General features: G+C 68.5%; 13 protein-coding genes. 6 read left to right on the top strand and 7 right to left on the bottom strand.

The features are described 5' to 3' along the window. Positions 1-201 precede the first annotated feature (201 nt). The gene (locus ACFW9D_RS11930; RefSeq protein WP_384620695.1) at positions 202-525 is read right to left on the bottom strand and encodes a DMT family transporter; all 324 of its coding nucleotides are present in this window, start codon (positions 523-525) and stop codon (positions 202-204) included. Then, a complete protein-coding gene (locus ACFW9D_RS11925) occupies positions 522-1,190 on the bottom strand; it encodes an FMN-dependent NADH-azoreductase (RefSeq protein WP_384620692.1) in 669 nt (222 codons plus the stop codon). The genes ACFW9D_RS11930 and ACFW9D_RS11925 overlap by 4 nt, the downstream gene beginning before the upstream one ends. 114 nt (positions 1,191-1,304) lie before the next feature. On the opposite strand from ACFW9D_RS11925, the gene ACFW9D_RS11920 reads away from it, so the two are divergent. Together ACFW9D_RS11920 and ACFW9D_RS11915 are read left to right on the top strand one after the other, a co-directional pair. Further along, positions 1,305-1,919 carry a TetR/AcrR family transcriptional regulator gene (locus ACFW9D_RS11920; protein ID WP_384620689.1) on the top strand — a complete coding sequence of 205 codons (615 nt, stop codon included), beginning with the start codon at positions 1,305-1,307 and terminating at the stop codon, positions 1,917-1,919. A gap of 84 nt (positions 1,920-2,003) precedes the next feature. Beyond that, positions 2,004-3,191, top strand: coding sequence for a DUF4132 domain-containing protein (locus tag ACFW9D_RS11915; protein WP_384620686.1), 1,188 nt, complete (start codon positions 2,004-2,006; stop codon positions 3,189-3,191). 53 nt (positions 3,192-3,244) lie between these two features. Here the strand turns inward: ACFW9D_RS11915 and ACFW9D_RS11910 are convergent, their stop codons facing one another. The 3 genes from ACFW9D_RS11910 to ACFW9D_RS11900 form a co-directional block, all read right to left on the bottom strand. After that, positions 3,245-3,685 (bottom strand): DUF4267 domain-containing protein, encoded by a 441-nt coding sequence (locus ACFW9D_RS11910; RefSeq protein ID WP_384620683.1) that lies wholly within the window; start codon positions 3,683-3,685, stop codon positions 3,245-3,247. A gap of 116 nt (positions 3,686-3,801) precedes the next feature. After that, positions 3,802-4,152 carry an antibiotic biosynthesis monooxygenase family protein gene (locus tag ACFW9D_RS11905; RefSeq protein WP_384620680.1) on the bottom strand — a complete coding sequence of 117 codons (351 nt, stop codon included), beginning with the start codon at positions 4,150-4,152 and terminating at the stop codon, positions 3,802-3,804. Between the two features lie 59 nt (positions 4,153-4,211). After that, positions 4,212-4,658 (bottom strand): anthrone oxygenase family protein, encoded by a 447-nt coding sequence (locus ACFW9D_RS11900; RefSeq protein ID WP_384620677.1) that lies wholly within the window; start codon positions 4,656-4,658, stop codon positions 4,212-4,214. Positions 4,659-4,804: 146 nt separating this feature from the next. Between ACFW9D_RS11900 and ACFW9D_RS11895 the strand changes: the two genes are divergently transcribed. The 4 genes from ACFW9D_RS11895 to ACFW9D_RS11880 all read left to right on the top strand — a co-directional run bounded on the left by ACFW9D_RS11895 (position 4,805) and on the right by ACFW9D_RS11880 (position 11,083). Beyond that, positions 4,805-5,542 carry a class I SAM-dependent DNA methyltransferase gene (locus ACFW9D_RS11895; protein WP_384620674.1) on the top strand — a complete coding sequence of 246 codons (738 nt, stop codon included), beginning with the start codon at positions 4,805-4,807 and terminating at the stop codon, positions 5,540-5,542. 3,203 nt (positions 5,543-8,745) lie between these two features. Then, positions 8,746-9,672 carry a ParA family protein gene (locus tag ACFW9D_RS11890; protein ID WP_188341852.1) on the top strand — a complete coding sequence of 309 codons (927 nt, stop codon included), beginning with the start codon at positions 8,746-8,748 and terminating at the stop codon, positions 9,670-9,672. After that, positions 9,669-10,322, top strand: coding sequence for a hypothetical protein (locus tag ACFW9D_RS11885; protein ID WP_384620671.1), 654 nt, complete (start codon positions 9,669-9,671; stop codon positions 10,320-10,322). The genes ACFW9D_RS11890 and ACFW9D_RS11885 overlap by 4 nt, the downstream gene beginning before the upstream one ends. A 185-nt stretch (positions 10,323-10,507) precedes the next feature. Continuing rightward, positions 10,508-11,083, top strand: coding sequence for a transcriptional regulator (locus tag ACFW9D_RS11880; RefSeq protein WP_384620668.1), 576 nt, complete (start codon positions 10,508-10,510; stop codon positions 11,081-11,083). Between the two features lie 23 nt (positions 11,084-11,106). Here ACFW9D_RS11880 and ACFW9D_RS11875 read toward each other — a convergent pair whose 3' ends face one another. Further along, entirely contained in the window at positions 11,107-11,628 is a 522-nt protein-coding gene (locus ACFW9D_RS11875) for a dihydrofolate reductase (protein ID WP_384620665.1), read from the bottom strand. Further along, complete coding sequence (locus ACFW9D_RS11870; RefSeq protein ID WP_384620662.1) at positions 11,625-12,422, bottom strand: thymidylate synthase; 798 nt, start codon at positions 12,420-12,422, stop codon at positions 11,625-11,627. Before ACFW9D_RS11870 ends, ACFW9D_RS11875 begins: the two co-directional genes overlap by 4 nt. Between the last annotated feature and the right edge of the window lie 367 nt (positions 12,423-12,789).

Here is a 12,789-nt window from a genome sequence, read left to right as displayed (position 1 = left end):
GGGGGCCCCCGGGGGGCCCCCGCGCGCCCCGGGGCGCGCGCGCGCGCGCGCGCCGCCCGGCCCCCCGCCCGCCCCGCGGGGTGCGGGGCCGCCGGGCGCCTCTTCCCTGTCGTCGCCCTGGTGTCGACCGTAGGTGGCGGTCCGTCAGGCCGCATGTGCAGTGCCGCTGTTCGTGTGCGTCGGCGACAGCGGCAGCGGTCGTCAGCGTTCGGGGCTGGCCATGCGGGCCAGGATGATGCCTCCGACGATGAGGGTCAGGGCCGCTGTGCGGGCGAGGGTGACCGGGTCGCGGTTGATGACGATGCCCAAGGCGATGGCGCCGACGGCTCCGATGCCGGTGAAGACGGCGTACGCGGTGCCTACCGGGATGGTGCGCATGGCAAGGGTGAGGAGGTAGACCGCGCCGGCGGCCAGGGCGAAGCAGATCAGGGTGGGGACGGGGCGGGTGAAGTTCTGGGTCGGTTTGATGCTCTGGGACCAGCCGATCTCGACCGCTCCTGCGAGGGCCAGGAAGATCCAGTTCATGTCGTCGTCCTTGCGGCGAGTTCGCGGCCGAGGTCGCGGGCGGTCTTGAGGGCTTCCGCGAGGGAGGTCTCGTGGCGGTCGCGCAGGTCGGCCAGGTGGGGGTCGATGACGGCGTTCGCCAGTTCGGCGTGCAGGAAGGTGACGTCGTCGATGGCGAAGTGGCCGGCGGCGAAGTCCTGCAGGTAGCGGGCCTGGTGGTCGAAGGCCGCCTTCGGGGCGCCGGGGAGGTAGGAGCCGCCGCGGGCGCTGGCCACGACGATCCTGCGGCCGGTGAGGGACATCCGGGGGAAGGTCACCTGGTCGATCCAGGCCTTCAGGGACGCGGGGACGCCGTAGTTGTACATCGGGGTGCCGATGAGGATGACGTCCGCCGCGACGAGCTCGTTCAGGAGGGGCTCGATCGTCTGCCAGGCGGTGGCCTGCTCGGGGGTGCGGGCGCCCTCGTGGAGGCGGTCGAGGGCGGTGATGCCGTCGGCGAGGAGGTTGTCGCAGATCTCGGTCCAGGCCTCGGTGAGGTGCGGGACCGGGTCGGCGGCGAGGTCGCGGTAGGTGACCGTGCCGTCGGCCTCGCGCCAGGCGTCGGCGAACGCGGCGCTGACCTCGCGGGAGAAGGAGCGGCGGCGGGCACTGGCGTCGAGGTGCAGCAGGTGCGGCTGGCGTGTCATGGCGGGTCCTCCGGGCGACAGACTTCGGCTTTAAGTGGACGCAGCGTCCGCTTCTGGGTTCAGACCATAGCGCCAAGTGGACGCATCGTCCACTTACTGGAGTAGGGTGGGCCCATGAGCGATCCGAGGATGCTGTTCGACGGAGGGGCGGACCGGTCCCCCGCACCGAAGGAGCGGGCGGACGCGGCGCGGAACCGGGCGCGGGTCCTGGCGGCGGCGGCCCGCCTGTTCGCCGAGCGCGGCCCGCAGGACGTCCGCATGGAGGACATCGCGCGCGCCGCCGGCGTGGGCAAGGGCACGCTCTACCGCCGCTATCCCGACATCGCCTCCATCGCGGTGGCGCTGCTCGACGACCACGAGCGGGTGCTCCAGGAGAAGCTGATGCGGGGCGAGCCGCCGCTCGGGCCCGGCGCACCGCCGGACGAGCGGCTGGCCGCGTTCTACGAGGCGATGGTCGAACTCCTCGACCGGCACATCCACTTGGTGCTCGGCACGGAGACCGGGCAGTCACGCTTCGCGACGGGGGCGTACGGGTTCTGGCGCGTGCATGTCGGGGCGCTGCTCGGCGAGGCCGGTGTCGAGGACCGCGAGGCGATGGTGGACCTGCTCCTCGCTCCCCTCGCGCCGGACGTGTTCCAGTTCCAGCGGGACCGGATGGGGCTGAACGTCCAGCAGATCACCGCGGCGCTGAAGGCACTGGGGCGCGGCGTCCTCGTCCCGCGCGGCTGAGCGGCCGCACCAGGGCGGATGCCTGTACCGTCGGCGCCGTTCTCCTCGAGGGCTGTTGTCAGTGCCACTTGGCATGATCAACGTATGAGCGAATCGACATCGGTGACGCACCTGCTCGACCCCGACAACGCGTGGAGCGTGCGCGTGCGGGACCGTCTGGTCAGCCTGCCGCCGGACCTGACCGACCTGGTCCGTCACCTGGGCACCGCCTCCGAGTTCTGGAACTGGCGGTACAAGGTCGATACGCCGTGGAAGCGCCGCACCCGGCAGCTGCTCAAGGCGGACGGCGCCGAGGACCTGGTGCGGTACGCGGTGCGGGAGTTGGCCGCGGAGCGGTCCTTCCACGGGGCCGCCGAGGAGAACGCCGTGATCCGGGAGCTGGGGCAGAGCCGGGCCGACTCCCCCGCCCGCGGCCTGGCGATCGGATTCGCCCTCGCCGCGGGATGGATCCGGCAGGACCCGGGGCCGCTGGCCGCCGACCTCGCGCTGCTGGCCCGTAAGAACGTGCAGGCCATGGAGGTCTACTACAAGGTGGACGACGACCTCGCCGGCGCCGCGTTCGCCTCGCTCGGTGAGCTGCCCGGTCCGGCGGTGCTGGACGAACTCTGGGACCTGCACTACTGGGTGCCGTCCGCCCGGCACCCCCACAAGGTCCTGGCGAAGTCGGTGAAGAAGTCCGCCGCCCGTCTCGGCGTCCCGCCGCACGAGGTCGCCGAGCGCACCGTTCCCCGGCACGGCCTGGAGAAGGACGGGACACTGACGCTCGGCTGGATCGGCCGCGGCGCCCTGTGGTGGAACCTGGCGCTGGACGCCGTGATCAGCGTGCACGCGAGCGGCCAGGTCACCGTCGACTGGATCGACAAGGACGGCACGACCACGCGCACCACGCACCCGTTCAGGTCGCCGACCGGCTACAAGTCCCGTACCTGGTCCGACGACGTCGACGGCGTACGGCGCCAGGCCAAGCGCATCGAGACCACCCTCGCCGAGGAACGGACCCGGCTGCGCGCGCTGACCGGCGAGGGGCGCACGTGGTGCGCGGACGACTGGCGGCGCTTCTACCGGGACCACCCGGTCACGGGGGTGGTCACGCGGTCCCTGAACTGGGAGTACGAGGTATCGGACGGCGGCGGCTTCCGTCCCCTCGATCCGGGCACCGACTCCGACGCCGCGACGCTTCCGTCCACGGCGCGGGTGCGGCTGCGGGCGGAGGGTTCCGGTGAGCGTGGCGGGGCGGGTTCGGAGACAGATGCGGGCGGGAACCTGGAGTGACTCCGTCACCAACTGGCCCTGATCCAGCAGGAGGAGTACCGGCTTCAAGGACTTCAGGCGGGCTGCGCGGCTGATCCGGCGACCGTCGTCGTCTTGGCGGACTGGTGGGCCTTGCCGGTCTCGCGGAGCATCAGTACGGCGACGAGCGTGATGAACGCCGAGGTCAGGCCGTGGATGCCGAGCGCGGCGGCGACGGTGCCATGGTGGGCCAGGACGTTGATCATGTCGCCGAACGGGGCGACGGCCTCCATCAGCAGGACCCAGCCCAGGGCGCGGCGGTGGCCCGTCAGCAGCAGGATGCCGATGACCAGGCCCATCGAGAACTCGCGGATTCCCTTCATGGTGAGGAAGCCGCCACCGTCTCCGGAGGGCCAAGTCGGCAGGCCGACGCCCGGGGTGGAGGCCGCCGGAGCCAGGATGAAGGACAGTCCGAGGTAGAGGACGAACAGGACGCAGACGGTGGCCAGGACGGTGTTCACGGTCTTCAGTGACATGGGGCTTCTCCTTCTGTGGGTGGGTGGGTCAGCGAGTGGTCAGTGAGTGGGTGGGCTTGGGTGCGGGTGCGGGTGCGGGTGCCGTGGCTGCGGCTGTCGTGGCTGCGGTTGCCGTGTCAGGCCTCGATCTGCTCGAAGATGTGCGGGTACGACACGATGTCGTCGGGGAACTCGACCGCCATGCGCTGGAACTCCGGGTTACCGAACGCCCTGGCCAGCGCCTCGGTGGACTCCCAGACCGCGACGTTCATCAGCAGCTCGCTGCCGGCCGTCCCCCGGTGCATCTGCAGGGAGACGAATCCCGGCTGGGCCTTCATGAACTCGGCCTGCCTCTGGAAGAGGGCCAGGAACGACTCCGTCTGCTCCTTCGGGACCAGGAAGGTGTTGGCCAGGACGACGGGCCCGGTCTTCTCCTGGAACTGCGCGAACATCGGCGTGCGCGGGTCGAGACTCTGCAGCTTGGCCATTTTCTGAACTCCCTCTTGATATCGGTCTGTTGATCGGCAGGTCGTGCAGTGGTGCTGGTTCAGACGAGGGCGGTGACGAGGAGGGTGAAGGCGGCGACGATGACGGCGACGCGGGCGTAGTGGTAGCGGTCCCAGCGGTTCATCTGCTCCTTCCAGTCCGCGGGGCGGGTCTCGGGGGTCCACTTCTTGCCCTGGTTGTTGATCGGGACGAGGAGGAGGATCGACATGATCACGCTGACGATCAGGAGGGCGGCGCCGGCGGCCACCAGGCCGGTGCCCTCGTGGTGGCGTCCCGCGACGGCCCAGATGGCGCAGAGGACGACGGAGCCGATGTACCAGAAGGGCATCAGGGCGCCGAGCATGCGGCCGCCGTGGGAGCGGGCCATCTGGTCGCTGTCGTCGGGAAGGGCGTCGAAGATGCGGTTCATGACGAAGGCGACGGAGAACTCCACCCCGACCATCAGACCGACGGTCACGACGGTGACGACCTCGAGTACGGCGAGCATGTTGACCCCTCCAACTTTCTAGCGCTGCTAGCTGATGAGGCAACGCTAGACCTAATGTCGCTCGCTTGTCTAGCGGTGCTAGAAAGTTGTCGAGGGGGCGTAATTGCTTCGACAGCACCCTTCAACTCCCGGCAGAGTGGCCGCCCGTGACGAGCAGTGAGCTGTGGACCCGCGCGACCGCCGAGCGCTACGACGCCGAAGAGGCCGAGTTGTCCTCGGCTGCCGCCCTCGCACCGACCCTCGCCTTCCTCGCCGAGCTCGCCGGAGACGGCCGGGCCCTGGAGTTCGCCATCGGAACCGGACGCGTGGGCGTCCCCCTCCGCGAACGCGGGGTGCGGGTGGCGGGCATCGAACTGTCCGAGCACATGGCGGCGGTGCTGCGGCGCAAGGCCGACGAGGACACGCTGCCGGTGACCATCGGAGACATGGCCACCACCGTCGTCCCGGGCGAGTTCGCCCTGGTCTACCTCGTCTACAACACCATCTCGAACCTGCTCACACAGGACGAGCAGGTCGAGTGCTTCCGCAACGCCGCACGCCATCTGCGGCCCGGCGGCCGCTTCGTCATCGAACTGGGCGTGCCTCCCCTGCGGTCTCTGCCGCCCGGCCAGGTTGCGGTGCCGTTCGACGTCTCCGAGCGTCATCTCGGCTTCGACACCTTCGACCTGGTCGAGCAGATGCTCGTCTCGCACCACTTCACCCGCGACGACAACGGTCAGTACCGCCGCGACAACTCCCGCCATCGCTACGCCTGGCCGGCCGAGCTCGACCTGATGGCACGGATCGCCGGTCTCGAGCTGGAACGCCGCGTCGCGGACTGGGACGGATCTCCGTTCATCCATGACTCCGCGAAGCACATCTCCGTGTGGCGCAAGCCGGCCTGAAGTCCCGCCCACTCCCCCACTCCCCCAGCTCCCGTTTCACTAAATACTTGAACTCTCAATGACTTCTGTGAGAGCCATCGAGAGCGCGGAACCAGAACCCAAAATCACGGCCCACCGGCCCTTCTCCCAGGTGAAACCGCCTCCGCAGCAGGCTGCGTTCACCGTCCTTCTCTCGGCACCACTCCCCCAGCCGGGCCCTCTGCCCGCCCAGCCGCCGCCACCAAGACGCTCCGGTAACGGCCGCGCTGAGCATCACCAGCCGTGAACGGCTCGACGGGGCCTGCGGGGTCGGTCATCGGCTCGGCACGAGCTCGCCACCATCGGTGGATGCGATGTGTCCGGGCGGGCATGGCCGAGTCCTAGGGAAGCCGCGCGCGCACCACTCCCCCATGGAACTGCCCTTCCGGAGCCGCCCGTCGAGCCCGCGTGGCGGAGCGGGTGCGAACCCGGTTCCTCCGCGCCGGAGGGCCTTACGCGTGAGCCATGACCTGGGGGCGGTCGCCGATCTCGGGTTCCCGGTGCGGCGGCTGACTTGCCCTGTTGGCCCGGCCCACGGCATTGCCGTTCTGTGCAGCAAGATCGCGCCGGTCCGTTCAGCCAGGCACGGTGATGCCGCCGCAGGGTGCGGACCTGGGATGGCTGGAGGCGCCGGCGAAGGCGAGGCTTCGGGCCCGCATGGCTGAGGCGTGAGGCCAAGGAGATCGTCGCGGGGTGGCCTGGTCGAGGATCAGATGACCATGCCGAGCGGCCGGCTATCTGAGGAACTCGCTCTTGAGATGTGACCCGCTCGGCAGCTGGGCCATCGTGTGCCGGTGGTCTCGTCTCCGGCCGCACAGAGCTGTCGGACGACAGCCAGCGAGACGCCACCTGGCAGACGGCTATCCACCCATCGCAGAGGTCTTCGCGACCGTGCCGGACAACCAGTGGACTTCCGGCACGCGGTCAGGCATCGTGCCGCTGCCCCGGAGTTCAGAGTGGAGGGCTCGCCTCGAGCCGTAGCCGCGAGTGTCCTCGGCCAGGGGCCGGCCTGGACTGATCGGCTCGTCCGGATCAGCCCGAGCTGAGCGCGCCTTCGACTTAGGGCGGCTGACCTTCCGGAGCAGATCGGCCCAGGCCAAGGAACCTAACCCTGCAACCACTCCCCCACCCTTCAGTACTCGCCCCAGAGCAAACGGCCTGAGTAAAAGGACAAGAGCGGCACCCCATCCGACTCGAATCATCGCCATGGGGTGCGGGGTGGGTGGTCGAGAAGCATGCAGGGGTTTCATCACCCGGCATCAGGACATGGGTCCCACCTCTGCGCTTCTCTTCACAGGACTGCACCCAACGATCAGGTCCTGTCACCCCCCAAGACTGCATGCCGGACGCTTCATGACCTCCGAGCAGATCACGGAGCACCGCCCAGCCCCTCGTGCACTCGTGACTGACGTCCACCCAGCCGATGCGTCTTCCACGTCTCACTCACCCCGGCATCTGGCGCGCGGCCATGCTCAAGCTCTACTCGCCGGAACTAACCGTGCCCGGATGACCATCGAGCACCATGGATCCCCCTTCCCTTCCAGGCACATTCCGAAGGCTGCGATCATCATCGTCCACGCTTGACTCATGAAGGTACTGGCCAGACTAGCCGTTCCTACCTATACTCATCGCGCACGTTCTCGAGCAGGAAAACCGCCTCTGAACTGGGAAAACAAACATCACTGCAAACATTGACGCAAGCTTGCACGCAAGCATGTTACTGGGCGTGAGTGAACGCCTCTGCTACTGCTGCGAGTCAGGCATGTCTCCTTGCGGTGATGTACGTCAGAGTCAAGGCGCGACACTTCGTGTGTCAGTGAGTTGCTACACGCGCTTTGCTGCCTGCGTTTCAAACTGCCCTTGTCTAAGCAGTAGAACCAGTCAAGTTGCAAGCGTGCATGCAGGTCGATACGCCAGTTCGTCTATCAGCTCACCCGTCGACCAGAATGCATGCGTGTCGAGCCACCAGCCCGGCTGCCCGCTCGACACTTTGACCGCCGGTGCGTCCACGTATCGGATGCCGCATCAACGCACCGGTCAGCCTCCGCGTTGGTATGCAGGCCTGCCCCGCTGTCGACGTGGACGTCAGACTCGTAGCGAACCCGGCAGCTTCTTGGTGGGCAGCCCCACCAATCAGTTCCACTGCATGCCGGAACGCACGCTTGAATGCCAAGAGTCCTGCCAGTGCGTGGGCTTGCCTCCCAGTCAGGTGCACTGCTCGCTTCCTCGTGAGGCAGGCCGTGCGGGTGCTAGCGAGTCGAGAGACTGGCCCGCTGACAGGTCAGCGGGCCGGTTGCCCCATAGGCGAGCCAGCCGGTCTGCCCGTACATCCGCGCATCAGCAAGTGGAATCGCTTGTCTGCTGGCGCACCGGCCTGTTGGACTACAGGCACCACCGTGGCACCGCCCGCTGGACTGGCAGCGTGATGCCTGGCATGCCAGTGGGCAGGGCAGCTGGCTTGGTGGCGCACAAGGGCGCAGGCCAGAAGGCCAACCCGTTGCGCAGTTGGACCGCGAGCCCGGCTGCTGGTTGGTCACCTCGCTCGCGTGGTGGTCAGCTGTCACGTCAAGCTGTGGGATCGCGGGGCTGTTTGCGTGCCGGTGGGGGAGTGGGCCTGCTCGGCTGATTGCGTGCCTGTTTGCCGACCGGTGGGGTGGGGGGCAAGTTGCGGTGTCGGGTGACGCGCTGATGGGCCGCCAGGCAGGGGACTGGGCGGCGATGCCCATGGCTCGGCTTGATCTCTCGTTGGCTGATGCGCGTGTTGCCGTATGCGGGCGAAGATCGTCCTGATAATGTGTGCAGCGCTTTGCGTCGCAACTTCACTGGAGGTGAACGGAACTGTGGGAGCGTCTGATGTGCTCACTGTTGGGTTCGCCGCTGGTTGGGAGGCGTGGGGATCTGCTTGTGAGCTTGGTTGGCTTCAGGTGGAGACTCCTGCGGGGCAGCACACTTGAGCACCAACCGAGAACCCTTCGCCGACCTGCCGGAACGGGGTCGCGGAGGGGTCTGCCGGGCCTCGGAGAGGGCGTTCGTGGGGTACTCGGCACCAGGGTCGGCCTCTTTGGAGCGCAGGATCGTTCTGAGAGAACTTCCGGCCGGGCAAAGCCCCTCGAAAAGGGGCATATCCCATCCGTTTCCCAGCGTCCCTCACCCGTCTTCGGGCCTGAACCAGACTGAGAGGATCCATGTCCAGTCCCTTCGCGGCACCTGACAGCCGACTGAACCTGCCCCAGATCCCGTGGGGCTCGCTGTCGCACATCTTCATGTTCGGCAACGGCAAGGGCGGTGTGGGCAAGTCGTCCGTGTCGGCCAACGCGGCCGGCAAGGCGGCGCGCAGCGGTCTGCGTACGCTCATCATCGACTGCAACGCGCAGGGCAACATCGCGCGCGAGCTCGGCTACAAGCGGGCCGAGTGGAACGACGGGGGAGCGGGTCTCCTGGAGTCGCTGCGCACCGGCACGGCGCTCCGGCCGCAGCGCAACGTCCGCGAGAACCTGGACGTCGTGATGGGCGGCCCGGCCCTCGGTGACGAGTTCGGCATCTTCTTCCACACGCTGCTCGCGAAGGAAGGGCCGCACGCGTACCTGCGGCTGCTGATGTGCCTGCTGCCGATCGCGCACGAGTACCAGATCATCATTCTCGACACCCCGCCCGAGAACCCGTCGCTGCAGCGGCTCGCGCTGTCGACGGCACGCTGGCTGGTGATCCCGGTCAAGAGCGACGGGGGAGCGGAGGACGGTCTGGCGCAGATCGGCCTGGAGTTCTCGTACGTGCGGTTCGTCAGTCAGCTCAATCCGCACCTGGAGCTCCTGGGCGTGCTGCTGTTCGACACCGGCCGCAACTACACCGGCATCCACGCCGACGTGCGCCAGCAGGTGCAGAAGGTCCTCGGCGAAGAGGCCCACATGTTCAAGCACCTCATCGGGCACACGGAGTCAGTGGCCCGGCTCGTGCGCAAACGAGGTCTGCTCGTGCAGGAGTTGGCCGACCGGCGCCGGGAGGGCGACCGCTCGGTCCCGGAGACCGTCGAGGGTCTGGTCGCCGACTATGAAGGATTCACCGAAGAGATGTTCGCTCGGGCACTCGAGCTGAGGAAGGACGCAGCCGCATGACCCCGCCCAAGGGCAAGAAGCGCGTGGACGAGGACGTGGAAGAGCAGAGCATGTCCGACGAGGGCGTCGGCAATCTGTTCAGCGGAGGCGGTGGCAGCGGCGGCGGTGGTTCGTCCAGCGCTCTCGCCGGCTGGGCCACTCCGGCCCCCGCTCAGCCGCAGCCGGTCGCTCCGGTGACCCCGATGCCCACGCCGGTGGCTGCCGCGCCGACGGTCATCCCGCAGCCGGCCCGTGAGGTCGTCCAGGAGCCCGAGCCGGAGCCGCTGGACGACGCGGACACGGCGAAGCCCGTCGGCTTCTACGTGTCGCAGAACGTGGCCGGGCGCTTCCGCAAGTACCGCAAGGCGAACGACGTCACGCACACCCAGATCGTGCTGATGGCCGTCGAGGCCGCGGCGGAGAAGGGGCTCGCGCAGGTCGTCGAGGACGCCCGGCGGACGCCGAAGTTCCAGTCCAAGCTGTTCGCGGTCACGGTCAAGCCGGACGACACGGATCTGCGCGGCCTGGGCCCCGTACAGCTGCAGTACAAGCCGACCCGGACGCAGCGCGGGATCATCGACGGCCTGGTGCGGGAGTCCGGTCTGCCGGACCACACCAAGTTCCTCGCGATCGTCCTGGACCAGTACCTGCCGGGGCGCAGGGACGTCTGAGCCGGGTGGGGGAGTGGGGGAGTGGTGGCCAGCGGCCGCCGCTCCCCGATGCCGTCGAGGCGCCGCTGAGTCGCCGTCGAATCTGTCGTCGAGTTCCGTCGAGTCGGCCGTTGATCCGAATCCGCGGCGGCCGCCCGTAGCATGTGGGCCAGCCGTCCCCGCCCGTTTCCACGAAAGGCCCGCTCATGCCGGACAGGAACCTCGAGTTCGGCAAGTACGGCGCCCAGGGCATCAAGGGGCACGAGGCCGTGGCGCGGCAGCTGGACCGGCTCGCCGGGTTCATCGCGACGCCCGTCACGGCCCGTCGTGGCCTCATGGCGCGCCTGCACTACCTGACCCGTACGCCGCACGCCCGGGCCGCCGCGCGGGACGCGGGGCTGACCGTCACGGACCGCACGCTGAAGGCGTGGCTCGACGGCAAGCGGCAGCCGACGCGGCAGAACCTGGAGCGGATCGACGCCGCGTACCTCACGGTGCGCCGGGCGAACGTCTCCCGGCATCTGCTGGCCCGTCTGAACCGTCAGGGCCGGGGCACGCGCGTGGAGTTCCATCCGCTGAACCAGTCGCAGGTGCCGCGCCCGCGCCAGCGCGTCATCGACTACCGCACCCTGAACGTGCGCCGCTGGGACCGGATCGTGGCGGCCTGGGCGGCCGGTGACGAGGGTGCGCTGGACGAGGCGTGGGTGAACGACGTCGTCGTCGATCTGGGCTCTCAGTGGGGCGAGTACGAGTACGTGACCGCGATCGGGTTCGCCGCCTAGCCCCCTGCCCCTGCCCAGATGGGCTACGAGCGGGCGTACAGGCGGATGCGGTAGCGCAGGCCGGTCGTCGAGGTCTGCCAGTCGCCGTCCTCGGTGATCTTCCACTCCGGGCCCGGTACGGGGGCGTGGGTGTCGCCGTCGACGGTCGTGTCGACCTCGGTGACGGACAGCCGCGTGGCGTGCGGCAGGGCCGCGCGGTAGATCTCGCCGCCTCCCATGACCCATGCGGGGCCGTTCGCGAGGGCGAGGGCCTCGGGGACGGAGGCGGTGCGCTCAGCGCCTTCTGCGGCCCACTGAGGGTCTCTGGTGAGCACGATGTTGCGGCGGCCCGGGAGAGGGCGGAAGCGGGCGGGCAGCGAGTCCCAGGTCCGGCGGCCCATGATCACGGGGTGTCCGAGGGTGGTGGCCTTGAAATGGGCCAGATCCTCGGGGAGGTGCCAGGGGATCCCGTTGTCCGCGCCGATCACGCCGGCGGGCGTCTGGGCCCAGATGAGGCCGACGCCCGGCACGCCGCTCGCGCTGCCCGCACCGTTCGTGGCGCTCATACGGCGACCTGGGCCTTGATTCCGGGGTGGTGCTGGTAGCCGAGCACCTCGACGTCGGAGTAGGCGTAGTCGAAGATCGAGTCCGCCTTGTGCAGCTTCAGCTCAGGGAACGCGTACGGGGTGCGGGACAGCTGCTTGGTGACCTGCTCGACGTGGTTGTCGTAGATGTGGCAGTCGCCGCCGGTCCAGATGAAGTCGCCGGGCTCGAGGCCGGTCTGCTGGGCCACCATGTGCGTGAGCAGGGCGTAGCTGGCGATGTTGAACGGGACGCCGAGGAACAGGTCCGCGCTGCGCTGGTACAGCTGGCAGGAGAGCTTGCCGTCGGCGACGTAGAACTGGAAGAAGGCGTGGCACGGGGCGAGCGCCATCTTGTCGAGCTCCGCCACGTTCCAGGCCGACACGATCATGCGGCGGGAGTCCGGGTCGTTGCGCAGCGTGTCGAGGACCTGGCTGATCTGGTCGATGTGCCGGCCGTCGGGGGTGGGCCAGGAGCGCCACTGGACGCCGTAGACGGGGCCGAGCTCGCCGTTCTCGTCGGCCCACTCGTCCCAGATGCTGACGCCGTTCTCCTGGAGCCAGCCGACGTTGGAGTCGCCGCGCAGGAACCACAGCAGCTCGTACACGATCGACTTGAGGTGCACCTTCTTGGTGGTGACCAGGGGGAATCCCTGCGAGAGGTCGTAGCGCAGTTGGTGCCCGAAGACACTCCGGGTACCGGTGCCCGTCCGGTCGGCCTTGGCCGTCCCCGACGTGAGCACGTGCTTCAACAGGTCTTCGTACTGAGTGTCCACCACGGTCGAAAGCCTAGTCGCCCGTGAGCCGTGATCTGTCCAGCCGCCTGCCGGGGGCGGGGGAGTGGGGGACCCGGAGGGCCGGGAGAGCGGGGGAGGGGGGAGTGGGGCAGCGACTGAAGCGACCGAAGCGACTCTGAGGTCATAACCACAAAAGCAAGCGCAGCAGGATCGGCGGCCGGGGGCGGCGTAGTGGTCGGGTGCTAGCTGTTTTTCACTAGCGGTTCTTCGGTCGCTGCCTTCGGTCGCTGTTCGGGGTCCTTCGGTCGCTGTCCTTGAGTCGCTGTTCAGTAGCGGTGGAGCGTCATTCGCTGGCCGTTTGTGGGGTTTTAGGGTAACACGAAAGTAAAAAAACGACAGTTCGACAACT

The sequence above is a fragment of the Streptomyces sp. NPDC059524 genome, from assembly GCF_042749255.1.
GTDB classification, from domain to species: domain Bacteria; phylum Actinomycetota; class Actinomycetes; order Streptomycetales; family Streptomycetaceae; genus Streptomyces; species Streptomyces xanthii.
Note: the sequence above shows the minus strand (reverse complement) of the source record. Positions and strands in the feature narration are given on the sequence as shown.

Excerpts from the sequence above, each read along its gene's own strand:
- ACFW9D_RS11900 (WP_384620677.1), bottom strand. The coding sequence starts at position 4,658 with ATGCTCGCCGTACTCGAGGTCGTCACCGTCGTGACCGTCGGTCTGATG.
- ACFW9D_RS11885 (WP_384620671.1), top strand. The coding sequence starts at position 9,669 with ATGACCCCGCCCAAGGGCAAGAAGCGCGTGGACGAGGACGTGGAAGAG.
- ACFW9D_RS11905 (WP_384620680.1), bottom strand. The coding sequence starts at position 4,152 with ATGGCCAAGCTGCAGAGTCTCGACCCGCGCACGCCGATGTTCGCGCAG.
- ACFW9D_RS11915 (WP_384620686.1), top strand. The coding sequence starts at position 2,004 with ATGAGCGAATCGACATCGGTGACGCACCTGCTCGACCCCGACAACGCG.
- ACFW9D_RS11925 (WP_384620692.1), bottom strand. The coding sequence starts at position 1,190 with ATGACACGCCAGCCGCACCTGCTGCACCTCGACGCCAGTGCCCGCCGC.
- ACFW9D_RS11875 (WP_384620665.1), bottom strand. The coding sequence starts at position 11,628 with ATGAGCGCCACGAACGGTGCGGGCAGCGCGAGCGGCGTGCCGGGCGTC.
- ACFW9D_RS11920 (WP_384620689.1), top strand. The coding sequence starts at position 1,305 with ATGAGCGATCCGAGGATGCTGTTCGACGGAGGGGCGGACCGGTCCCCC.
- ACFW9D_RS11880 (WP_384620668.1), top strand. The coding sequence starts at position 10,508 with ATGCCGGACAGGAACCTCGAGTTCGGCAAGTACGGCGCCCAGGGCATC.
- ACFW9D_RS11890 (WP_188341852.1), top strand. The coding sequence starts at position 8,746 with ATGTCCAGTCCCTTCGCGGCACCTGACAGCCGACTGAACCTGCCCCAG.
- ACFW9D_RS11910 (WP_384620683.1), bottom strand. The coding sequence starts at position 3,685 with ATGTCACTGAAGACCGTGAACACCGTCCTGGCCACCGTCTGCGTCCTG.
- ACFW9D_RS11930 (WP_384620695.1), bottom strand. The coding sequence starts at position 525 with ATGAACTGGATCTTCCTGGCCCTCGCAGGAGCGGTCGAGATCGGCTGG.